The 23,773-nt window shown below is 44.4% G+C and carries 24 protein-coding genes; all 24 read right to left on the minus strand.

The features are described 5' to 3' along the window. Positions 1–100 precede the first annotated feature (100 nt). The 24 genes from AE2B122_RS04130 to AE2B122_RS04245 all read right to left on the minus strand — a co-directional run bounded on the left by AE2B122_RS04130 (position 101) and on the right by AE2B122_RS04245 (position 23,762). Positions 101–1,039, minus strand: coding sequence for a bifunctional riboflavin kinase/FAD synthetase (locus AE2B122_RS04130; protein WP_095270225.1), 939 nt, complete (start codon positions 1,037–1,039; stop codon positions 101–103). Beyond that, positions 1,026–1,955 carry a tRNA pseudouridine(55) synthase TruB gene (gene truB / locus AE2B122_RS04135; RefSeq protein WP_371809495.1) on the minus strand — a complete coding sequence of 310 codons (930 nt, stop codon included), beginning with the start codon at positions 1,953–1,955 and terminating at the stop codon, positions 1,026–1,028. The genes AE2B122_RS04130 and truB overlap by 14 nt, the downstream gene beginning before the upstream one ends. A gap of 65 nt (positions 1,956–2,020) precedes the next feature. Continuing rightward, positions 2,021–2,371, minus strand: coding sequence for a 30S ribosome-binding factor RbfA (gene rbfA / locus AE2B122_RS04140; protein ID WP_095217694.1), 351 nt, complete (start codon positions 2,369–2,371; stop codon positions 2,021–2,023). Positions 2,372–2,404: 33 nt separating this feature from the next. Further along, positions 2,405–2,683 carry a DUF503 domain-containing protein gene (locus AE2B122_RS04145; RefSeq protein ID WP_038560303.1) on the minus strand — a complete coding sequence of 93 codons (279 nt, stop codon included), beginning with the start codon at positions 2,681–2,683 and terminating at the stop codon, positions 2,405–2,407. Continuing rightward, the gene (gene infB, locus AE2B122_RS04150) at positions 2,680–4,836 is read right to left on the minus strand and encodes a translation initiation factor IF-2 (protein ID WP_095217693.1); all 2,157 of its coding nucleotides are present in this window, start codon (positions 4,834–4,836) and stop codon (positions 2,680–2,682) included. The genes AE2B122_RS04145 and infB overlap by 4 nt, the downstream gene beginning before the upstream one ends. A gap of 4 nt (positions 4,837–4,840) precedes the next feature. Further along, on the minus strand, positions 4,841–5,158 hold the full coding sequence (locus tag AE2B122_RS04155; RefSeq protein ID WP_095217692.1) for a ribosomal L7Ae/L30e/S12e/Gadd45 family protein: 318 nt from the start codon (positions 5,156–5,158) through the stop codon (positions 4,841–4,843). After that, a complete protein-coding gene (rnpM, locus tag AE2B122_RS04160) occupies positions 5,155–5,427 on the minus strand; it encodes an RNase P modulator RnpM (RefSeq protein ID WP_095217691.1) in 273 nt (90 codons plus the stop codon). Before rnpM ends, AE2B122_RS04155 begins: the two co-directional genes overlap by 4 nt. A 15-nt stretch (positions 5,428–5,442) precedes the next feature. Continuing rightward, positions 5,443–6,549, minus strand: coding sequence for a transcription termination factor NusA (gene nusA, locus AE2B122_RS04165; RefSeq protein ID WP_095217690.1), 1,107 nt, complete (start codon positions 6,547–6,549; stop codon positions 5,443–5,445). 14 nt (positions 6,550–6,563) lie between these two features. Then, positions 6,564–7,037 carry a ribosome maturation factor RimP gene (gene rimP / locus AE2B122_RS04170; protein WP_095217689.1) on the minus strand — a complete coding sequence of 158 codons (474 nt, stop codon included), beginning with the start codon at positions 7,035–7,037 and terminating at the stop codon, positions 6,564–6,566. Between the two features lie 278 nt (positions 7,038–7,315). Continuing rightward, a complete protein-coding gene (locus AE2B122_RS04175; protein WP_175073169.1) occupies positions 7,316–11,608 on the minus strand; it encodes a PolC-type DNA polymerase III in 4,293 nt (1,430 codons plus the stop codon). A gap of 80 nt (positions 11,609–11,688) precedes the next feature. After that, positions 11,689–13,386 (minus strand): proline--tRNA ligase, encoded by a 1,698-nt coding sequence (locus AE2B122_RS04180; protein ID WP_175073170.1) that lies wholly within the window; start codon positions 13,384–13,386, stop codon positions 11,689–11,691. Positions 13,387–13,401: 15 nt separating this feature from the next. Continuing rightward, positions 13,402–14,658: an RIP metalloprotease RseP gene (rseP, locus tag AE2B122_RS04185; protein ID WP_175073171.1), complete on the minus strand. Its 1,257-nt coding sequence runs from the start codon at positions 14,656–14,658 to the stop codon at positions 13,402–13,404. Positions 14,659–14,673: 15 nt separating this feature from the next. Continuing rightward, on the minus strand, positions 14,674–15,819 hold the full coding sequence (dxr, locus tag AE2B122_RS04190; protein WP_175073172.1) for a 1-deoxy-D-xylulose-5-phosphate reductoisomerase: 1,146 nt from the start codon (positions 15,817–15,819) through the stop codon (positions 14,674–14,676). A 27-nt stretch (positions 15,820–15,846) separates the two neighbouring features. Further along, complete coding sequence (locus tag AE2B122_RS04195; protein WP_095217684.1) at positions 15,847–16,671, minus strand: phosphatidate cytidylyltransferase; 825 nt, start codon at positions 16,669–16,671, stop codon at positions 15,847–15,849. Positions 16,672–16,686: 15 nt separating this feature from the next. Next, positions 16,687–17,451: an isoprenyl transferase gene (locus tag AE2B122_RS04200; protein WP_095270245.1), complete on the minus strand. Its 765-nt coding sequence runs from the start codon at positions 17,449–17,451 to the stop codon at positions 16,687–16,689. A 146-nt stretch (positions 17,452–17,597) separates the two neighbouring features. Further along, complete coding sequence (frr, locus tag AE2B122_RS04205) at positions 17,598–18,155, minus strand: ribosome recycling factor (RefSeq protein ID WP_095217682.1); 558 nt, start codon at positions 18,153–18,155, stop codon at positions 17,598–17,600. Then, on the minus strand, positions 18,155–18,880 hold the full coding sequence (gene pyrH / locus AE2B122_RS04210; protein ID WP_095230160.1) for a UMP kinase: 726 nt from the start codon (positions 18,878–18,880) through the stop codon (positions 18,155–18,157). Before pyrH ends, frr begins: the two co-directional genes overlap by 1 nt. Before the next feature lie 65 nt (positions 18,881–18,945). Continuing rightward, positions 18,946–19,827 (minus strand): translation elongation factor Ts, encoded by an 882-nt coding sequence (tsf, locus tag AE2B122_RS04215; RefSeq protein WP_095217680.1) that lies wholly within the window; start codon positions 19,825–19,827, stop codon positions 18,946–18,948. Between the two features lie 82 nt (positions 19,828–19,909). Beyond that, complete coding sequence (gene rpsB / locus AE2B122_RS04220) at positions 19,910–20,653, minus strand: 30S ribosomal protein S2 (protein WP_095217679.1); 744 nt, start codon at positions 20,651–20,653, stop codon at positions 19,910–19,912. Positions 20,654–20,825: 172 nt separating this feature from the next. Beyond that, on the minus strand, positions 20,826–21,296 hold the full coding sequence (locus AE2B122_RS04225) for a DUF6115 domain-containing protein (protein ID WP_175073173.1): 471 nt from the start codon (positions 21,294–21,296) through the stop codon (positions 20,826–20,828). Positions 21,297–21,333: 37 nt separating this feature from the next. Then, a complete protein-coding gene (locus AE2B122_RS04230) occupies positions 21,334–22,110 on the minus strand; it encodes a FliA/WhiG family RNA polymerase sigma factor (RefSeq protein ID WP_095270367.1) in 777 nt (258 codons plus the stop codon). A 50-nt stretch (positions 22,111–22,160) separates the two neighbouring features. Then, the gene (locus AE2B122_RS04235) at positions 22,161–22,655 is read right to left on the minus strand and encodes a chemotaxis protein CheD (RefSeq protein ID WP_095217677.1); all 495 of its coding nucleotides are present in this window, start codon (positions 22,653–22,655) and stop codon (positions 22,161–22,163) included. After that, the gene (locus AE2B122_RS04240) at positions 22,648–23,292 is read right to left on the minus strand and encodes a chemotaxis protein CheC (protein ID WP_095217676.1); all 645 of its coding nucleotides are present in this window, start codon (positions 23,290–23,292) and stop codon (positions 22,648–22,650) included. The genes AE2B122_RS04235 and AE2B122_RS04240 overlap by 8 nt, the downstream gene beginning before the upstream one ends. Further along, positions 23,292–23,762 (minus strand): chemotaxis protein CheW, encoded by a 471-nt coding sequence (locus AE2B122_RS04245; protein ID WP_175073174.1) that lies wholly within the window; start codon positions 23,760–23,762, stop codon positions 23,292–23,294. Before AE2B122_RS04245 ends, AE2B122_RS04240 begins: the two co-directional genes overlap by 1 nt. Positions 23,763–23,773: the final 11 nt, after the last annotated feature.

The raw sequence follows: 23,773 nt of genomic DNA on the forward strand, positions 1-23,773 counted from the left end.
TCCCCGAGCAATCGCCGGAGCAGCAAATTGCCAAGCGAAGGTTTTCCATAGTCCAGATTACACCTTTTACAGACAGATTGCAAGTCTCTGGGACATGATTCTATGCAAAATATGTGCTAATTTGCTCTTTATCTCGATCCAGCTGCGCAACAAGCGCATCAATTCCATTAAATTTGACTTCTTCCCGAATGAATTTCCGCCAGGAGACAGTCACATCTTCTCCATAGATTTGCTCATCGAAGTCAAGGATGTGCACTTCCAAATTCGGTACGACAGCATCCTGCTGGAAGGTCGGCTTGAAGCCTAGGTTCGCCATGCCGGCATATGTTTTCCCTTTTACCAGTACCTCTACCGCATAAACACCTACCTTTGGCAGGAAATACTCCTCAGCGATACGGATATTCGCCGTCGGATAGCCGATTGTGCGGCCACGCTGATCACCAGTGATGACTTCTCCAGTCAACGTAAGTGGATGACCAAGCAAATCCACGGCATCTGCGATATCACCGTTTGCTACTAGCTCACGAATTTTTGTCGAACTAATTTTTTCTTCCGCACTTTCCACTTTCGCTACCGCTTCATACGTAAAGGTATGCTGCTCAGCAGCTTTCTGAAGGGTATCCGCATTACCCGCACCTTTTGTTCCGTATGTGAAATCAAATCCCGATACTAAATGACGAACTGCCAATCCATTGATAAAGCGTTCGATAAAGTTCTCCGGACTAAGACCGGCTAATTCTTTCGTGAAACCTATCAAATAAAGATAATCGATGCCCATACTTTCCAGAATTGCTTCCTTTTCATGGAGCGGTGTCAGATAATCCTCTCTAGTGTCCGCTTTTCCCAACACAACGGATGGATGCGGATGAAAGGTAATAACAGCACTTTTCAGCTGATTTTCCTGGGCAGCATTTATTGCATGCTTGATGACCTCTTGATGTCCGCGGTGAATGCCATCGAAAAAGCCAATCGCTGCACTTACAGCCGGCATGTCATCCAGTTTCATTGTTTCTGAATAATTTAATTTAATCGTTTGCATCTGTGCCACCTGCTTTCCCTGATACGAATACTCGTTTTGGCTTCAGTAAATGTGGATAGGCAGGGTGTGTCTCATAAATACCGAGAAGCTGATCAGCTTTTTGCACACGGTAGAGATCTGCTTCCGCCGGCCGCGAGAGTCGCTGGCCGTACCTGACCTTTAGTTCAATTGCTTCATCTGCCTCGATCAGCGGCATAAATTCAATCGCTTTCGTGACCGGCTGCAGCAATTGTTCCATATTTCCTGCTTCCATTGCCTCTTCCATTTTAGCAAAAGTGATCGTATCCTGTGTACGAAATGCTCCAGCCTGAGTCCGTTCCAGACTGCTCATATGAGCCGGGTAGCCAAGAGCCTTGCCTATATCCACACATAAGGTCCGGATATAAGTACCTTTTGAACAGCTGACCGTAAATCGGAACACGCTTCCATCTTCGTTTACAGATGCTTTATCGAGAACAATTTCGTGAATCGTCACATGTCGCACTGGACGCTCCACGTGCTCCCCTTTCCGGGCGTATTCATACAGTTTACGGCCGTTTACCTTAACAGCAGAATACATTGGCGGTATCTGTTCGATTTCTCCGGTGAACGCTTGCAGTACCTTTTCAATAGCTTGCATAGAAATCGGTTCAGTGACCGGCTTTTCTTCGATAACCTCACCACTTTTGTCTTCCGTCTCAGTTGCAGTTCCTAGTGTTATTTCAGCCACATAAGTTTTTGATGTATCTGTCAAATACGGCACGACCTTCGTTGCCTGACCGATACAGAGCGGCAATACACCCTCTACGTCTGGATCCAGCGTACCTGTATGCCCGATTTTTTTCGTTTGTAAAATCTTGCGTGCTTTGAACACACAATCGTGGGAAGTCATCCCCTTCGGTTTCCATAATGCTAGGATCCCATCCAATGCCAGCACCCCTTTTTTTATGTAAAAAAAGAATCCCTTCCTCCCATGAAGGGCGAAGGGATTCTCCGTTGTTCTTATCTATCAGAATCGTTAAGCTCTTTAAGAAGATGCTCGATCCGATTACCTTGTTCAACCGCTTCGTCGAATTCAAATGCAAGCTCCGGCGTTTTACGCAAACGGATGCGTTTGCCGATCTCGGAACGGATGAATCCTTTTGCCTTCGCAAGACCAAGAAGTGTGTTATGCTTCTGCTTCTCTTCGCCAAGAACGGAAATGTAAATTTTCGCCTGCTGCAGGTCTCCAGTCACTTCAACATCCGTCACTGTTACGAAGCCGACTCGCGGATCTTTAATTTTTCTAGAAATAATGTCACCAAGCTCTTTTTTCATTTGCTCTGCAACACGATTTGCACGTAGTTCACTCATATAATCACCTCATCATCATTCGGAGGAGGGATGCTAAAGCCACTGTTTATCAGTAACTGTTCTCTCGATCTCCGGAAAAGAATCAATCAAAGCAAGCGCCTGGTCCATCACACGTTCAGCACGAACACGATCAGGAGAAGTCGTCACCAGCTCAAAGCAAGTGCGCTGCCATAAATCATGGTAGTCAGCTTCGCTGATGCTGATATTGAAAGACCCTCCAATTCGCGTCGTGATCCGCTTGACAACTGAACGCTTATCCTTGAGAGAATGCGCGTCATAGATCATACATTCTACAACGGCAGCCAGAATCATTTTCTTTCGATTTCTTCCATTACATATGCTTCAAAGACGTCGCCCTCTTTAAGATCATGGAAGTTATTCAAAGTGATTCCACACTCATAGTTTGTAGCAACTTCACGTACATCATCCTTAAATCGTTTCAGGGAATCGATTTCGTCCTCCACGATAACCACACCATCACGAATGACACGGATGGAAGCATCACGTGTGATTTTACCTTCCGTCACATAACTTCCGGCAATCGTACCGATACGGGATACTTTGATAATTTGACGAACCTCCGCTTGTCCGATGACTTTCTCTTCGAACTCAGGATCAAGCATCCCTTTCATTGCGGATTCGATTTCTTCGATTACTTTGTAGATGATACGATGCTGACGGATATCGACGTTTTCAGATTCCGCTGCTTTTTTCGCATTAACATCCGGACGAACGTTAAAACCGATGATGATCGCGTTTGAAGCAGATGCCAAGATTACATCAGATTCTGTAATTGCACCTACACCAGTGTGAATGATGCGGACTTTTACGCCTTCAACTTCGATCTTCTCTAAGGACGCTGCCATCGCTTCTACGGAACCATGTACGTCCGCTTTCACGATTAAGTTGATGTCTTTCACTTCACCTTGTTTGATCTGATTAAACAGATCCTCAAGGCTGACACGTGCGCCAGTGGAACGGTTTTGTTCAACTTGCTTCTGCTGTCTTGCTTCACCGACTTGGCGAGCTTGTTTCTCGTCTTCAAACACCATGAATTGTTCACCCGCATTTGGTACGACGTTCAATCCTGTAATCTCAACTGGCGTAGATGGAGGAGCTGTTTTCACACGGCGTCCCATATCATTCACCATTGCACGTACACGGCCAAATGCATTACCGACAACAATACTGTCACCGATATTAAGCGTACCATTCTGAACAAGCAATGTCGCAACAGGACCGCGACCTTTATCCAACTGCGCTTCGATTACAGTACCTTCAGCCAAACGGTTCGGGTTCGCTTTCAGTTCTTCAACCTCAGTTACGAGCAAGATCATTTCAAGCAGATCATCTATACCTTCGCGTTTTTTCGCAGATAGTTGGACGAAAATTGTGTCGCCGCCCCAATCTTCAGGAATTAGACCATGCTCAGTAAGCTCCTGCATTACTCGGTCTGGATTCGCACCTTCCAAGTCGATTTTGTTTACTGCTATGATGATTGGAACCTCAGCAGCTTTCGCATGGTTGATCGCTTCGACTGTTTGAGGCATAACGCCATCATCAGCAGCTACGACAAGGATTGCGATATCTGTAACTTGCGCACCGCGGGAACGCATGCTAGTGAAAGCCGCGTGACCAGGTGTATCAAGGAATGTGATTTTCTTACCGTTTTCTTCGACTTGATACGCGCCAATATGCTGGGTGATTCCGCCAGCTTCGCCTTCCGTCACTTTCGTATCACGAATGGAATCAAGTAGTGTTGTTTTACCATGGTCAACGTGTCCCATGATTGTAACAACAGCAGGACGTTCCTGCATGTCTTCTGTTTTATCTTCGATTTTGTAGTTATCTAGATCCGTTACATCAACATCTACTTCTTCTTCAACTTCGACGTCGTATTCTGCACAAATCATTTCAAGAGCATCTTTATCCAGTTCCTGGTTCTTCGTTGCCATGACACCTTGAAGGAAGAGCTTCTTAATGATTTCAGTGGACTCCCTGTGAAGTTTTGCTGCCAATTCACTGACAGTCAAAGAACCTTTGAAGGTAATTTTATCTGGAGTCGGCATTTCAGGACGCTTCTGCTGCGGTGCTTTATTCCGGTTATTGTTCCGGCCGCCGCGTCTGTTGTTGTTCTGTCCGCCTTTGCCTGGTTTTTTAGCACCATTACGCTGCTGTTGGTTGCGGTTCGGTCCACCGCCGCCACTCTTGCTTTTAGGCTTATTGTTTTGACCGCTATTATTTGCTGAGTTAGTTGTGTTTGCTGAGTTCCCCGTTTTAATCGCTACTTTCTCGCTACCCGCGCTTTTTGCTGTGAAGCTTTTATCCAGTCTGTCCTTTGCCGTTTCATTAATTGTGGACATATGATTGGATACTTCGATATTCATATCTTTTAATTTAGTGATGATTTCCTTACTGGAAACGTTTTTTTCTTTTGCGTATTCATAAACACGAATCTTTGACATACGTTCACCTCCGAGTGGATTCAGTGAGCAAAGATTTCAATTTGTCTGCAAAGCCTTGATCTAAAATGGCAATTGCGACTCTGCCGGATTTACCAATCGCTTGTGATAATTGATCCCGGTCCTCCTCTACCTGCAGGAAGTCGATGTTGTAGAAATCAGTCTTGTTGCGAAGTTTCTTTAAGGTTTGGGGACCGACATCACTGGCAGCTATTACTAGCTTTGCTTTCTGCCGCTGGACATCCCGGACAATGGCATCTTCTCCGAAGGTGCACTGTCCGGCACGTACAGCTAAGCCTAACAAATTCAAATAATTTTTACTCATGATTGCTGACCTTTCGCTAATCGCTCAAGTTCTTCATAAATAGAATCATCGATCTGTGTATTCAAGTGGCGCGCCAGCGTATCTTGTTTCTTCGCTTTTTCTATGATAGCCGTATCCTTGGAGACATACGCACCGCGACCGTTCTTCTTGCCGGTCTCATCCACAAAGACTTCGCCTTCCTTGCTGCGGACAACCCGGATCAATTCCTGTTTTGGCTTCATTTCGTTGGAAACCACACATTTTCGAAGCGGAACTTTCTTTTGTTTCATATACAGCGCCCCTTATCAATATGTGTCTTCGTCGTCAAAATCGTCGAAGTCGTCTGCTTCTGCATCCTGCTTAGTCAATATACCAAGCTCAAGTGCTTCAGTCTCAGATTTAATATCGATTTTCCAGCCTGTTAATTTAGCTGCCAAGCGGGCGTTCTGACCACGTTTCCCGATTGCAAGGCTCAGCTGGTAATCAGGTACGATGACCGTTGTTGCTTTTTCATCCTCATTGACTAGAACAGAGATGACCTTGGAAGGACTAAGCGCATTTGATACGTATTCAACCGGATCTTCCGACCACTCAACGATATCAATTTTTTCACCTTTCAGTTCATTCACGATTGCTTGGACACGCTGACCTCGCTGACCAACGCAGGAACCGACCGGATCGACTTCTGCTTGAGATGCGTATACAGAAATCTTCGAACGATCTCCAGCCTCACGTGCCACAGAACGAATCTCTACAGTACCATCATAAATTTCTGGCACTTCCATTTCAAACAATCGCTTCAAAAGACCTGGGTGAGTCCGAGAAACGAAAATGCTTGGTCCTTTGTTCGTGTTCTCCACTTTCGTTACATATACCTTCAAGCGATCATGTATTTCATATTTCTCAGAAGACATCTGTTCGCTTTCCGGTAATTTCGCTTCGATTTTGCCAAGATCAACGTAGATGAATCTTGGATCATTGCGGGAGACGATACCTGTCATAACATCTTCTTCCCGATCCGCATATTCGCTGAAGATGACACCACGCTCTGCCTCACGTACACGCTGTGTAACGACTTGCTTCGCTGCCTGCGCTGCAATACGGCCAAAGTCCTTCGGTGTCACTTCAATTTCAACAACATCACCGATATCGTACGTACCTGAAACAGCACGAGCTTCATCTAGTGTCATCTGTTGCTGACTGTCCTCGACTTCCTCGACAACATCTTTACGTGCGAAAACTTTCATGGACCCTGTTGTTTCATTCAAATCAACACGCACATTCGTTGCAGACTTGAAGTTCTTTTTATAAGCGGAGATCAAGGCTGCTTCCAGCGCTTCGATCAGGACGTCCTTATTAATCCCTTTCTCTTTCTCCAAATAAGTAATGGCATCAAAAAGCTCGCTGCTCACTCGTATATCCCCCTTTAGTTAAACGTTACAGCCAGACGTGCCTTCGCGATTTTCTCATATGGAAGGGACACTTCCTTTTTCCTCGCTTTGATCATGACTTCCAATGTCAATACATCGTCTTCGAACGCCTTCAATGTACCTTGATACTCTTTCTCGTTATCGATCGGCTCATACAGCTTTATATGTACTGTCTTACCGATGCTTTTTGTAATTGCTTGTTTCGTTTTAAGCGGTCTTTCCGCTCCTGGCGAAGAAACCTCCAGGAAGTATGGAAGATCAACCGGATCATTCTCATCTAGAATTGCACTCAACTTCTCAGAGACGATGGCGCACTCCTCGATATCAATGCCTTCCGTTTTGTCGACATAAACACGTAGGAACCAGTTCTTGCCTTCCTTGACGAATTCTACGTCAACCAACTCAAGCTGCAGCTCTTCCACGATCGGCTGTAGATAGCTTTCCGTAACTTCCGTTATATTGGCTGCCAAAATGCTTCCTCCTTTACTGCACGCTTTCAGGCGAATATTACTTTAAAAATGGGTTGGGGCGTGCCTCTCAATAGAAAACCCTTGCCCGAAATGGAAGCAAGGGAACAATGTTTATCATGTGCTTTTTGCTACAAAAAAACGAAGAGGCGCTCCCCTTACAAACTTGATGCCGAATCCATGGTATGAAAAAGAGTGGGGAATCCCACTCTTGATCTGGTTCGTATCAATACCGCTATTGGATAATATACCACAAGTTTCTTATTTAGGCAAGAATCCTGTTAGAATAGCGAAAGCTGGTTCTGGTCAGCCATTCCTTCCAGACAGCCATGCTGATCCATATACTCCAATACCGTTTTACTGATCCTGCTTCGTTCACGCAAGTCCTCTTTTGAAAGGAACTCGCCATCTTCCCGGACTTTCACGATATTAAGCGCAGCATTGGTACCTAGTCCATCAATTGCATTGAACGGCGGAATCAAGCTGTCTCCATCAACAAGAAAGTCAGTCGCACTGGATTTATACAAATCTACCCGCTGGAAATGGAAGCCTCGCTCACACATTTCAAGGGAAAGCTCCAGTACAGTCACAAGGTTCTTCTCTTTTGGAGAAGCATCATGTCCCTTTTGGTTGATTTCGTTAATACGCTGGCGGATTGCATCCGGCCCTTTGATCATCGTATCAAGCTCGAAATCACTAGCTCGTACACTGAAGTACGCTGCATAGAAGAGAATTGGATGATGCACCTTAAAGTAGGCAATCCGTACAGCCATGAGAACATATGCAGCTGCGTGGGCTTTCGGGAACATGTACTTGATTTTTAGACAGGAATCGATATACCAATCCGGTACATTGTTCTTCTTCATATCTTCTATCCATTCTTCTTGGAGGCCTTTTCCTTTTCGGACAGACTCCATGATCTTGAACGCAAGCGATGAATCAAGACCTCTGTGCATTAAATATACCATGATGTCATCACGACATCCGATTACTTCAGGCAATGTGCAAATACCGCTGTTGATTAATTCCTGAGCATTTCCAAGCCATACATCTGTACCATGGGAAAGACCGGAAATCTGGACAAGCTCGGCAAAAGTCGACGGGTTCGTATCCTCCAGCATCTGGCGGACGAAACGCGTTCCAAACTCTGGTACACCAAGTGTACCTGTTTTACACATTATTTGTTCTGCCGTCACACCTAATGCATCTGGTCCGGAAAAGATCTTCATCACTTCCGGGTCATTCGTCGGTATCGTCTTCGGATCGATACCAGACAAATCCTGAAGCATTCGGATAACGGTCGGATCATCGTGTCCGAGAATATCCAGCTTCAGCAGATTGTCATGAATGGAGTGGAAGTCAAAGTGGGTCGTTTTCCATTCTGAATTGCGGTCATCTGCTGGGAACTGGATAGGTGTGAAGTCATATATATCTTGGTCATCAGGTACAACAATTATACCACCTGGGTGCTGACCGGTCGTTCTCTTAACACCGGTCGTTCCTTGCACAAGACGATCCACTTCCGCATTGCGAATGTGAAGCTGATTATCACTGGCATAGCCTTTTACATAACCGTAGGCTGTTTTTTCTGCTACTGTTCCGATTGTACCCGCACGATATACTTTGTCTTCTCCAAACAGCACTTTTGTGTAGTTATGGGCTTGCGGCTGATAAGCTCCGGAGAAGTTCAAATCGATATCGGGAACTTTATCTCCTTTGAATCCTAGGAAAGTTTCAAACGGGATATCTTGCCCATCCCTCTTCAATGGTTCACCGCATGACGGACAATTTTTCTCAGGCAGGTCGTAGCCACTGGCAACCGATCCATCATTAAAGAACTCGTGATGCTTACAGTCAGGGCAAACATAATGGGGCGGAAGCGGGTTTACCTCAGTAATATCGGTTAGCGTCGCAATCAAGGACGAACCGACCGACCCCCTTGACCCAACCAAATATCCATCTTCCAGAGATTTCTTCACTAGCTTATGCGAAATTAGATAAATAACAGCAAAGCCATGACCGATTATACTTTTCAATTCCTTTTCAATTCGTTTCTCGACTATATCCGGTAATGTATCACCATAAATGCTCCGGGCACGATCATAACTCATCTGGCGCATTTCGTCCTCTGCACCATCAATATTAGGCGTGTACAGATCTTCTTTGACCGGTTTCACATCTTCCATCATGTCAGAAACCTTCTTCGAATTTGTCACAACGATCTCTTTCGCTTTCTCAGGAGGAAGGAAATCAAAGCAAGCAAGCATCTCAGCTGTCGTACGGAAATGGACATCTGGCAAAGTCTGTCTGCTGAGCGGGTTACCGTTCTGAGACTTGATCAAGATATTTCGGTACTGCTTTTCGTGTTCTTCAATATAATGTACATTACCAGTCGCAACTACTGGCTTATCCAAATCTTCGCCAAGTTCGACAAGGTTGCGAAGGATGTCAAACAGATGAGCTTCATTCTGGACAAGCTCTTTCTCGATCAAATGATAATAGTTAGCTGGAGGCTGTACTTCAATCACGTCATAAAATGCTGCGGCTTCTGCTGCATCTTCCTTCGATTTCTGCATCATTGCCTCGAACACTTCCCCTTTGTCACAGCCTGAGCTTATGATCAAACCTTCTCGATGCTGTTCCAGCTTGGAACGAGGAATTCTCGGTACACGATAGAAGTAATCTACATGTGACATGCTGACAAGCTTGTACATATTCTTTAAGCCAGCTTCATTCTGCACATAGATTGTACAGTGGTATGGACGGGAACGTTGATAAGCGTTTCCTTCCCCCATGTAGTTATTTAGCTGGTTATGATTCATGATTTCTTTATTGAAGGCTTCCTTCAATAAACGCCAAAGCAAGTAACTAGTAGCTTCTGTATCGTAGATTGCGCGGTGATGCTGCGTTAATTCGATATCCAGGAATTTACATAGCGTATTCAAACGGTGATTCTTCAGCTGTGGAAACAGGAACCTAGCAAGCTCCAGTGTATCAATTACTGCATTCGGTGCTTTCTCCAAACCAATTCGCTTGAAGCCTTGATTTAAAAAGCCCATGTCGAAGCTTGCGTTATGGGCAACTAAAACATCATCGCCCATCCAGGCTTTAAAATCATTTAAAACATCCTCGATTTCAGGTGCATCTACGAGCATATCGTCGGTGATGCCAGTCAAGTCGATAATCGTTTGACTCAGCTTTTGGTGCGGATTGGCAAACCGTTCGAAGCGGTCGACAATTTCTCCATCATGGAACCTCACTGCAGCCAGTTCGATTATCTTATCATAGGAAGCAGACAGTCCTGTCGTCTCTACGTCAAATACGATATAAGTCGCTTTTTCCAAATTGATATCTTTACTGTTGTATGCAATCGGAACTCCATCGTCAACAAGGTTGGCTTCCAATCCATAGATAACTTTTACATTATTTTTCTTACCAGCAGCAAAGGCTTCCGGATAACTCTGTACGACAGCATGATCTGTAATTGCGATACTTTCATGTCCGAATCTGGCTGCTGTCTCAATTAAACGGCTGGCTGATGTAACAGCATCCATCTGACTCATAAGCGTATGCGCATGCAGTTCTACACGCTTCTCCCCTTCTTCAGCTTCATCCCGGCGAAGGGTGACAGTGATCTGATTGATGTCATTTGCCATCATGGTCAGTTCATTTGTGAAGTTGTCTGTCTGGATGCTTCCACGTGCTTTTATCCACATGCCTTTTTTGAGCTGCTTGAATTTATCGGCATCTTCATTACCTTTAGAGAACATTTTGATTTGGAAACTGTCTGTGTAGTCCGTCACTTTCGCGATGAGCAAGTGGCGACCAGAGCGCAATTCACGAATATCCACATCAAAAACATATCCTTGAACTGCCATACGACGTTCTTCATCCTGAATATCCTGCATGAGTGTAATTTCGTCATTAATAGCATAACCAATCATAACAGGACCTTGAGGAGCCTCATCCTGTTTCTTCGCACGTTCTTCAGAATCCTTGATAGCCTTCTGAACGAGCAAACTATCCTCTAGTGCCTTTTGCTCACGGAATTTAGTCATTTCTTCCATGCTTTGTTCTTGCACGGTAACAGTAAGCATATAAAGACCAGCACCGATTCTCTCGCAATAAGTTTGAAAAGCGGGTTCAAGTCTTTTCTTTAAAGCACTTGCTTCTGCTTCATTTCTGGCAGTTAACATAATCTTATTACCGTTAACTGTTGGTGATTGGGTTTGGACAAGATCCTTATAAGCAGGTGACAGTTTGGGATAAGTTAGGACGAAATCCTTCCAATAATCCTGGATGTGGTCACCTTCCACTGTGTTCGTAACACATCGGATTGACCAATTCACAGCAGCAATATGTGCGAAAGCTTCTGTCAGCTTAGCAGTAAAGATTTTATATATGGTTGGAGGCAGCAGATTGGCCAATTGAAAATGAAAGTGCCAGGACTTTTCTTTCGGGTCAACTTCCAATCTCTCCAGTTGACTCTCTTTGAAATGAGCTTCGATAGTTTCTTCATCTAGCTGGATCTGCTCAAGGAGCATGTCCATTTTCTCATTGCGGCTTAAACTCATTGTGACTTCTCCTCCCCCGCTAGTGGTACTGCGGTCTTGCGAAAGCCCCTGTCAAAGGATTGACAAGGGCTTGTACATTTTTATAAATAAGCAGCTATCTGATCAAGCAAATCATTCTCATGTGAAACTGCTTCTTGTTCTGTATCACGGAACTTCACTTCCACTTCGCCATCAGCGGCAAGTTTACCTACTGTGACGCGAACTGGAATACCAATCAAATCACTATCTGCGAATTTGACACCGGCACGTTCCTTACGATCATCGTACAACACATCGACGCCCGCTTCAAGTAATCTTTCATATAGACGATCAGCCAGTTCGCGCTGTTCGTCTTTTTTCGGGTTAAGGCTGATCAGATGTACTTGGAATGGACTGATGGATTTAGGCCACACAATCGCGCCTTCCTTGCTGTGCTGTTCGACAGCGGCCGCAAGTGTACGCGAAACACCAATTCCATAACATCCCATAATCAGGTTCTGAGCTTTTCCTTGTTCATCAAGGAATTTAGCCTGCATTTTTTCTGCATAGAATTCACCAAGCTTAAATACCTGTCCAACTTCGATACCTTCAGCAAATTGGATTGTACCGTTACCGTCTGGAGATGGATCGCCAGCTTTGATGAATCTTAGGTCAGCATATTGCTTCACTTGGAAGTCGCGTTCTGGGTTCACATTTTTATAATGGAAGCCATCTTCATTCGCTCCGCAAGTTACATTAGCCACATACTTAACAGCATTATCTGCTATAACGTCTATATCTTCATGTACGTTGATTGGACCAAGAGATCCAAAACCAGCACCAAGCAGTTCTTTCACTTCTGCTTCAGCAGCAAGTTCAACTATTTGTGCTTGATAAAGGTTTTTTACCTTAATGTCATTGATTTCATGATCTCCACGTGAGATGACCATAACAAGACGGTCATCTACTTTGAATACGACTGCTTTTAAGCCCTCTTCAAGTGAGTGCCCAAGATAATCAGCTACTTGCTGCATCGTCTTCACGTCAGGAGTCTCGATCTTCTCAAGAGTAAGAGCTTCTCTATCAGACTTTTGACCTTGATCGATTACTTCAGCCATTTCAATATTGGCAGCATAATCTGATACGTCGCTGAATGCAATCGTATCTTCCCCAACAGATGCAAGAGCCATGAATTCGTGGGTATCCTTTCCGCCCATTGCTCCGGAATCGGCTACTACTGCACGGAAATTCAACCCTACTCGTTTAAAGATGCGATGGTAAGCGTCAGAAATAGTCTCATAAGCTTCATCTAAACTCTCGTAATCAGCGTGGAAACTATATGCATCTTTCATGATAAATTCTCGGCCGCGTAATAGTCCAAAACGAGGACGCTGTTCATCACGGTACTTCGTTTGAATTTGGTACACCGTAAGCGGTAATTTCTTATAACTGTTCAATTCATCACGTACTAAACTTGTTGTTACTTCCTCGTGAGTAGGACCAAGTGCGAATTCCCGGTTGTTCCGGTCATGCATACGCATCAGTTCAGGTCCGTATACCTTCCATCGGCCTGTTTCTTTCCATAATTCTGCAGGCTGTAGTGCTGGCATAAGCATCTCGCTCGCACCTGTACGATCCAACTCCTCACGGATGATCGTTTCTACTTTTCGCAGCACTTTCGTACCAAGCGGCAAGTAGCTGTAGATTCCAGATGCTGTCTGGCGGATATATCCGCCTTTGACTAACAGCTGATGGCTGATTGCTTCTGCATCAGCTGGAACTTCTCTTAGTGTTGGTATAAATGTTTTACTTTGTCGCATTCTTCCACCTCTGCATCATAAAAATAGCCGCTGTATATCATTCCAAGTGACCACAATCATCAAAAGCATGAGCAAAGCGAATCCAATGAAATGGACCACTGCTTCTTTTTGTGGTTCAACTGGTCTACCTCTCAATGCTTCCACACCGATAAATAACAATCGTCCACCATCAAGTGCGGGCAGCGGAACGAGGTTAACGATCCCGAGATTGACACTTAGAAGTGCTGTCCATTGGATCAGATTGATAAATCCTGTTTTTACTACTTGATCTGTTGCATCATATATACCTACTGGACCAGAAAGCGCATCGATACTAAGCTGACCAGTAATCAGCTGTCCTAAATTGGTTATGATCATTGTTCCGAATTCCCAAGTTTGCTGGAAAGTGTAAGGAATCGCACCTAAGAAACTTTTCTCCATTGCGAGCGTTACACCGATTTGACCAATTTTCTGATCGCCGTTTTCCACAAGTGCAGGAGTCATCATCAACTGCTGCTCCTGACCGTTTCGAACAATTGTTGCCTCAAGTTCTTTATCGGGGTTCTCACGAACGATAGCCGTGAACTCATCCCAAGTTTGCACAGGCGTTCCATCAATTGCTGTAATTTCATCGCCTGATTGAATTCCAGCTTCTTGTGCAGCAGATCCATCTTGTACAGTTCCTACGGCTGCGTTGTCAGCTGGTACTCCCTGTATAAGAGCAAGGATGAAAAACAGCACAAGCGCAAGCAGGAAATTCATCATCGGACCTGCAAACAATTGCATCGCTCGCTGCCGCTTGTTCTTGGAAGCGAATTGTCGGTTATATGGAGCGATTTGAGTTTCTGTCTCGTCCATCACGTACATAGCTTTCTCATGGACAGGGAAGGAAAGTCGTTCTTCCTCACCTATCTCATAACCATATATCATCAGGCTATGATCCAAATCTGCACTTTCAACTTCAATGACACGTGCATACGGATGCTTGGATTTATTATTGACGATAATCTTCGTTACTTCCTGTTTGTCATTGAATTCGAGACCGATATGATGACCAGGCTTCAATTCCACGATTTCCGGATCTTCACCGGCAACGCGAACATATCCCCCAATTGGGAGTAGTCTGATCGTATAAAGTGTCTCATTTTTCATCCAGGAAAAGATCTTCGGTCCAAAACCGATGGCGAATTCACGCGCTAGCATGCCAGCCCGCTTCGCAAAAATCAAATGTCCGAGTTCGTGCACGAAAACGAGCAGCCCGAACACTAGGATAAACGCAATAATAGTTGTCACAATGGGCACCTGCCTTTATTGGATATAGGACCTCACTTGACTCCGCGTGAGACGATCTGTTTCCATGATTGTTTCCAAAGAAGGGAAAGATTCATAGGCATGTGCATCTAATGCGCGCGCTACATAATCCTCTATTGTCAGGAAAGAGATCTTCCCTGCAAGAAACAACGCTACAGCCTCCTCATTCGCAGCATTCAATACGGTAGTGGCAGTGCCGCCGGCTCTGCCCGCTTCGTATGCCATCCGCAAACAAGGAAATCGTTCCATACTCATTTCCTCAAAGTGGAGTTTGCCTATTTCCACTAAGTTTAACCTTTTTGAAACGGCTAAATCAAGTCTTTCAGGGTAGGTGAGTGCATACTGGATCGGAACCCGCATATCTGGTGTACCAAGCTGGGCAAGGACACTGTAATCCTTATACTCTACCATGCTATGGATGATACTCTCCCTGTGCTGGACAACCTCGATATCATCATAATCAATCCCAAATAACCAATGTGCTTCAATAACTTCCAAGCCCTTGTTCATCATTGTTGCAGAATCGATGGTGATTTTTTTTCCCATACTCCAATTGGGATGGCGAAGGGCATCCTCCAGTGTTACATGTTTAAGCTCATCCCTCGTCTTATCTCGGAAACTTCCGCCAGAAGCGGTAATGATCAGCTTGTTCACGTCCTCAAGCTTTTCCCCGTTCAAACATTGGAATATAGCTGCGTGTTCACTATCTACCGGAAGCAGATTAACACCATGCTTCTTCGCTTCAGCCATGACAAGATGACCGGCTGAAACCAGCGTTTCCTTATTGGCGAATGCTACCTGCTTCTTAGCACGAATTGCTTCCAGCGTCGCTTCCAGTCCGATACTGCCGAGAACAGCATTTACGACAACATCGACCTCACCTGCTGAAGAAATTGCTACCATTCCAGTGGAACCGACCAGGATTTCTGTATGCGGAAGTGCCTGATGAAGTTTCTCTTTTGTCTGTTCATCCTGTACAACTACTACAGCCGGTTCAAACTCCTTGATAAGCGGCAATGCTTTTTCAATGTTTCGTCCGAATGCCATACTGTGAAGTCGAAATGCTTCCGGATGAGTGCGGATGACATCCAATGTCTGCAGACCGATTGAACCGGTTGCACCTAATAATGCGATTGTTTTCATCGGACACGCTCCTCTATATATACTCTATTAAATGAATTGGATTAAATGCAAGATCGGGAAAACAAAAATCATACTGTCGAAACGATCCAAAATTCCGCCATGTCCCGGCAGGATTTTTCCAGAATCTTTTACAAGGTAATGACGTTTAAAAGCAGATTCAACCATATCCCCAAGCTGACCGAAGAGAGCAATCAAGATACATACTCCGGCAACAATTAAAATAGAGCTGCTTACAGGGGAAATAAACTGGAATACAATTCCTGCTATACAACCAAGAACGAGGCCGCCTATGCCTCCTTCGATTGTCTTGTTCGGACTGATTGTTGGCCAAAGCTTACGTTTACCGAATGCTTTTCCAAAGAAATAAGCTCCCGAGTCAGTTGCCCAAATGACAACCAGGACAAAAATGAACTTGGACAATCCTGTTACAATATGATCTCCGATTATCTCATTCGGAGCGTTCCTCGTAATGATGAAATAGAGGAAGCCAAAACCGATGTACACAACTGTGATCAGCAGGAATCCTGCATCTTCGAAAGTGAACCGGTTCTTTGCCAGTACTGTGTAGCTCAAGAGTAGAATAACGGAAAATAAAAGGATATCCGTTTTATTGATATGTAAATCGAACATTGTGTTGATCATGCCCAGGTCCGGGGCCAATAGCCCCCATAGCAACAGGACACTCACGATGGATGGTACTTTATATTTCGCGATTTTGCGCATACGCAGCAGCTCGATGAAGGCAATGGTCGCGATCAAATAAATAAACGCCTCAAACCATGCTCCGCCAAGCAACACAAAAATCATGAAGAATATGCCTGCAATAACCGCTGTGATCAATCGTTGCTTCATTGTTAAATAGTCACCTCAAATACCGCCATAGCGCCGTTTTCTGTTCTGGAAATCACTGACTGCCTGCTCGAAAAGCAGTTCATCGAAATCAGGCCACAATACTTCCGTGAACCAAAGCTCTGAATAAGCACTCTGCCAAAGCAGAAAGTTGCTTAACCGATGCTCGCCGCTTGTACGGATGATTAAATCCGGGTCTGCCAATTTTTCAGTATATAAGTAGCTGGAAATACATGACTCATCGATATCTTCCATTTGCAGTTTCTTATCGGAGATATCCTGCATCATACTTTGCACAGCATGAACGAGCTCGTACCGTCCGCCATAATTCAGTGCGAAGTTGAGAATGAGGCCATCGTTATGTTTCGTCTGCTCCATCGCTTCTTTGATCGCTTCCTTAGTGAAGGAAGGCAACCCTTCAAAATCTCCGATCGTCTGTACCTTAACGTTCTCTTCGATGAGCTCAGGCAAGTAAGTCGTAAGAAACTCCTTTGGCAGCTTCATCAAAAAGTCTACCTCCGCCTGAGGCCGTTTCCAGTTTTCTTTGGAAAAAGCATACAGTGTAAGTACTTTCACATCGATCCGATTTGCAGCTTTTACAATCCGGCGAACAGTTGTCATCCCCTCTTTGTGTCCCGCAATTCGAGGAAGGCCGCGCTTTTTCGCCCAGCGACCATTTCCATCCATGATAATGGCCACGTGTCCTGGAATGTTTTCAAGATTTAGAGTCGATGGCTGTAATTCTATTCTTCTTTTCCTATTGAAAAAAGGAAGTTTAATCATTTTGAATCCTCCATTGGGCTTTTTTCTCTGCTGACTGAAAAGAGCCAGAGGCGCCCTGTGCAGTACTGCTCTTTGCTTCTCTCAAAAAGAGCAAAAACCCCCTTTAGCAAGAGGGTCTTGTACTACTTATTTTACATGGTTAAGGGTCAAACTTCCAATATTTCTTTTTCTTTGTCTTTTGCAAGACCTTCTAGCTGGGTGATGTGCTTGTCAGTTTCCGTTTGCACATCATCCTGGAAGCCTTTTAATTCATCAGTTGTAAGTTCTTTATTCTTCTCAGCTTTCTTCAATTGATCGTTGCTGTCGCGGCGTATATTACGGATTTGCACTTTCGCCTCTTCTAAATATTTAGAAACGACTTTCACTAAATCCTTCCGTCGCTCCTCTGTCAGTGCAGGGATGCTAAGACGAATTAAATTACCGTCACTGGAAGGAGATAGACCAAGGTCAGCCTTTTGGATAGCTTTTTCGATATCAGAGATTGCTGTTTTGTCATAAGGCGTGATTACAAGCATACGCGCTTCTGGAGCTGTAATACTTGCTAATTGGTTTAACGGTGTGGAAGCACCATAATAATCTGCATAAACACTATCCAAAAGTGATGGGTTCGCACGTCCTGCACGTACAGTCGCCAGCTGTCTGGAGAAAGCCTGTACTGCATGTGTCATTTTGCTTTTCGCATCAGAAATGATTGCTGTTGACATTATTTATTCCCCCTAATAATCGTTCCGATACTTTCACCGGAAACTGCTTTTTTGATGTTTCCTTTTTCACTAATAGAGAACACAAGTAGTGGAATATCATTGTCCATACATAAAGTGGAGGCTGTCGCATCCATGACTCCCAGTCCTTCATTCAGGATATCCAAATAAGTTAGAGTGTCATACTTCACAGCATCTGCTACCAATTTAGGATCAGCATTGTACACACCATCGACATTATTCTTTGCCATCAGGATTACTTCAGCTTCGATTTCAGCCGCTCTTAAGGCTGCTGTTGTATCAGTCGAGAAGTACGGGTTTCCTGTACCTGCCGCAAAGATGACGACACGTTTTTTCTCAAGGTGACGAATCGCCTTACGACGGATATACGGCTCAGCTACTTGGCGCATTTCAATGGATGTCTGAACTCTTGTCGGAACATCAAGGTTCTCCAAGCTGTCCTGTAATGCAAGAGAGTTCATCACTGTTGCCAGCATACCCATATAGTCAGCATTTGCACGGTCCATTCCCATCTCGCTGCCGACTTTTCCGCGCCAGATGTTACCGCCGCCTACGACAACTGCAACTTCCACTCCCATTTCAGCTACTTCTTTTACTTGTTCCGCAATCGAACGAATGACGGAAGGTTCAATACCATAGCCGACTTGGCCGCTTAATGCTTCTCCACTTAGTTTTAATACGATTCGTTTATAAGGTGCTGTAGTCATCATTGCCTCCAAAGGTATGTATTTTGTAAAAAAGGGAACACAAAGTGTCCCCTCTTTTGTCGTACTTATTTTTTAACTTGGCTCATTACTTCGTCAACGAAGTTATCTTCACGTTTTTCCATACCTTCGCCCACTTCATAACGAACAAAGTTAACTACAGAAGCACCTTTGTCGGATACGTATTTCTTCACTTTTTGATCTGGATCTTTGATGAAGCTTTGTTCAAGCAAGCAGATCTCTTCGAAGAATTTACCAAGACGGCCTTCTACCATCTTTTCAACGATGTTTTCTGGCTTACCTTCGTTTAGAGCTTGTGTTTTCAATACTTCGCGCTCACGTTCTACTTCGTCAGCAGCAACTGCATCACGGGAAACGTAACGAGGGTTAACCGCAGCGATGTGCATTGCAACATCTTTACCAAGCTCTGCATCAGTTGTACCGTCAAGCAATGCCAATACGCCGATACGTCCGCCGCCATGTGTATAAGCGCCGAATGCTTGGTTGCCTTCTTTGCTTGCAAGTGCGAAGCGGCGAAGAGAAATCTTTTCTCCGATTTTCGCGATAGCAGCATTGATGTATTCCTCAACAGTTTGGTCACCGTTGATTTTTTGTTCCAATGCTTCTTCTACGTTAGCTGGTTTGTTAGTAAGGATATGCTGAGCAAGATCATTCAATAGTGTTTTGAACTGATCGTTCTTTGTAACGAAGTCAGTTTCACAGTTCACTTCAAGCAATACAGCAAGGTCGCCTTCTGTAGCGATGAAAGTTAAACCTTCTGCAGCGATACGATCCGCTTTCTTAGCAGCTTTCGCAATACCGTTCTCGCGAAGGTAATCGATCGCTTTCTCCATGTCACCATCTGTTTGTGTCAAAGCTTTTTTACAATCCATCATACCTGCGCCAGTTTTTTCGCGCAATTCTTTTACCATTTGTGCCGTGATTGCCATCGTAAATGCCTCCTTAGGGTTTGGACAATTTAATTCTTGAAAAAAGGGTGATAAAAGGTCCCCCCTTATCACCCTTCATCCATTACTCGCTTACAGCTTCTGTAGCTTCTTCAGCAGCTGTAGCTTCTTGGTCTTCCAATTCTTCACCTTGCTTGGATTCCAAGATAGCATCAGCCATTTTGGAAGTAAGCAATTTGACAGCGCGGATTGCGTCATCATTTGCAGGGATCACGTAATCGATTTCGTCCGGATCACAGTTAGTATCAACGATACCGATGATTGGAATATTCAATTTATGAGCTTCTGCAATAGCGATTCTTTCTTTGCGTGGGTCGATAACGAATAGAGCGTCAGGGATTCTTTCCATGTCTTTGATACCGCCAAGGAATTTAACAAGACGTTCTTTTTCTTTATTCAAACCTACTACTTCTTTTTTAGGAAGTACTTCGAAAGTACCGTCTTCTTCCATGCGCTCGATGGATTTCAAACGGTTGATACGTTTGCGGATTGTCTGGAAGTTAGTAAGCGTACCACCCAACCAACGTTGGTTAACAAAGTACTGACCAGAACGGATCGCTTCTTCTTTCACAGATTCCTGTGCTTGTTTCTTCGTACCTACGAAAAGAATAGTACCGCCATCAGCAGCAAGTTCTTTCACGTAGTTGTAAGCTTCGTCGACTTTCTTAACTGTTTTCTGAAGGTCGATGATGTAGATGCCGTTACGCTCAGTGAAGATATATTTCTTCATTTTTGGGTTCCAACGGCGAGTCTGGTGACCGAAATGAACACCAGCTTCAAGCAATTGTTTCATTGAAATGACTGACATAGTGTTTCCTCCTAATGGTTTTTTCTCCTCCGACTGCTTCATCTTTTATCGGGAACTGACAAACTGTCAGCACCTCCCGTAAAAATCGGCAGACGTGTGTATTAACACCAAAAATAAATATAGCACAGCTATAACCATCAATCAAGCATCTTAGACATGTTTTTGTACTTTCTCAGCTTTTTCTGTTATTTTCACCATTTTTCTTCATTAAAAGAATCAATTCTACTTCCGTCTTCCCCATTCCGAGCTGCTTCGCTATCTCAACAGAAGCCATTCCTTGATCATGAAGCTGCAGAACTCGACTGAGATTGGACATGGATACTTGATCTTCTTCCTCCACCGGTTGCGGCGGTGTGTAATCAGAAACAGGCTGTGTGTCGTCTTCTGTTGCGGGAGCAGGTTGGCTGTTTTTCTCCTCCACGTTTTTTTGCGAGTAGGCTTTGCCTGGCTGAGGTTCTGCATGTAGAAGTCGATCATTCTCTTCTTTCAATTCAGTGAGTATAGAACTGAGCATCGCTTCGTACGCTTGTTTGTCCTTCTGATGCCGGCTTTCCAGCTGCTGTACGTTTGATTGCAATGCGCGGATAGCGATGAAGGTCAGTACATGAAGGAGCAGACTGGCACAGACTAGTAGTGTGAGCATGGAGAACCTTCTTTCTATATAAAATTGGAAATAGCTTTCAGCTAGTTGCTGAAAGCTTGGCTAGAGATTCCCGTAATTTGAAGATGGCACGTTTGTGAATTTGTGAAATCCGTGATGTTGTCAATTCCAGTATGTGTCCGATTTCGGTAAACGTTAATTCTTCTTTATAGAAAAGACTGATAACAAGCTGTTCATGTTGATTTAGATGCTTGATGCTGTCTGTCAGCTGAAGAACAAGTTCCTTCTGCAGCACTGCATCTTCCGGCTGCGGTGTCTTGAGATCAGGAAGAACATAACTAGTATCCTGTTTGTCTTGCTTTGGGCGGGCAGGCTTGTCATCCATGGAAAGAACATTGGAGAATAGTGCATCTCGTACCGCTTCTTCTACTTCCTCCCGGCTCAAGCCAGTCTGCTTTGCAATCTCTATGCTGGTCGGTTTCCGTTCTAGTGATTGTTCGAGATTGCTCGCAGCTGCTTCTATTTTCTTCACTTTATCACGTACCGTTCGGGGAAGCCAGTCTTCCTTCCGCAGACCGTCCATGATGGCACCTCTGACTCGGAAGGAAGCATAAGTTTCAAATTTAAAATCCCGGCTTGGCTCAAACTTTTGTAAAGCATCATACAATCCTGTGTAACCGAAGCTTCTGACATCATCTCTGCTCACACTGGAGGGAAGGTGCGCAGCGATGCGCTGCGTATGGTAATCTACTACATGCATATACATCCGCATCAATTCATTGGCAGCTTCGCTATCTTTTTTATAAAACCAGCTGTTCCAATACTGCTGTTCTGTTTCTGATCCATAATTGATCATGAAACTCCCTCCTTTGTTTGCTGTTACGTCATAAGAATGAAGCTGCTCCATTATATGATCGCTTCCTCTTTACTTACTGTTTTAATCTTCAAACCACAAGTATCTGTATTGAATTCAATCGTACGTCCATTGCTCCCCCCGACATCCTTGCTCTCGATGGGGATACGATATTCTCGAAGCTTCTGCTCCACTGCTTCAATATTACGCGGTCCAATTCGCATTTTCTCGTCACTGGACATGAAGGAGAACATCTGCGCTCCACCTGCAAGCTTCGCTTTGAAACGACTCCTGCTTGCACCATGACGCAGCAGATTGGCAATCAAGTCATCCATAGCTGTATCTGCATATTTATTTCGGTTCATCTGTGTCTGTTTAGCCAGACTAGAATCGGGCAGCATGACATGTGCCATACCAGCAATTCTCTTTTGCTTATCGTATACGACAACCCCGACACAAGACCCAAGACCGGCTGTCCGAAGATGCTGTGGATAGGCGACGATTTTTGCATCGGCAATCCCGACATGCAAGATTTCAGCTTCAATCATCTTCCTCGACTCCTAAAGCACGAAATAGATGACCGAATGCATCTGGATGAAGCAGCAGCAGAAATTTCCCTTCAACCATATGCTGCTGCTGATTCGGATCGCTCAGTGAGATGACCGTATCGATGACGACGGTAAAATCGCTTTCCTCGGCTATCTCGATTAAACCGTTAGCTAAGATGGCGCCCCCCATATCGACACTGATTTGCGGAACCGATGGCTGCATATTCACTTTGGCGAAGTCGCTTATTGCAGATAAGTAACTTCCTGCCAGGATGTTTCCCATTTCATGCAAAGCAGAAAGATTGATATCATCATTGGACGTGTTGGACCATGAAAAACTCTCATCTCCAGTTATATAATGTACGAATAACTCTGCTTCAGCAGGTTGGAGCAAAAAGAACATATTCCCTGGCGCATCTCCCTGAACCGTAAGATAGATAGCTGCCAGCGGCTGCTCAGCCCCGCCGATAGATTCAATCAATTCATTAAAGTGACAGATTCGAACTGCCGGCACTTTCATATCGATATCTTGGCGGAGCAAAGTGGAAAGCGCCGTAGCTGCATTGCCTGCTCCGATGTTTCCTGCTTCTTTCAATGCATCCAGCTGATCTTCCGTTATATAGCGTAGATCATACATTAGCTTTCGATGGACTTGATTGCTTCGATTTCATGGAATTTCAAGACTTTTCTTAGATCAAGTAAAATCACAAGTCTGTCTTCAAGTTTCACTACTCCATCGATGTAATCGACATTGATTGCCCCAATAACTTGCGGCGCCTCTTCGATCTTATCTACTGGAATATCCAAGACATCATTCGCTGCATCCACAATCAAACCCATTGATGTGTCATCCAAATCCACAATGATGATTCTTGTATTTTCATCGACCGGAGTCTCTTCAAGTCCAAGACGGCTTCGCAAATCAACGATTGGCGTAACAACACCGCGCATATTGATAACACCTTTGATAAAGCTCTCTGTATTTGGAACTCTCGTAATGTGCTCCATCTTCTCGATAGACCCTACTTGTGTTACAGGTACTGCGTATTCTTCGTTTTTTAACTGAAAAACAATTACTTTCACATCTTGTACGATTTCTTCTGCCATGATGAACCCTC

Source organism: Terribacillus sp. AE2B 122, from assembly GCF_902497585.1.
Taxonomy (GTDB): domain Bacteria; phylum Bacillota; class Bacilli; order Bacillales; family Amphibacillaceae; genus Terribacillus; species Terribacillus saccharophilus_A.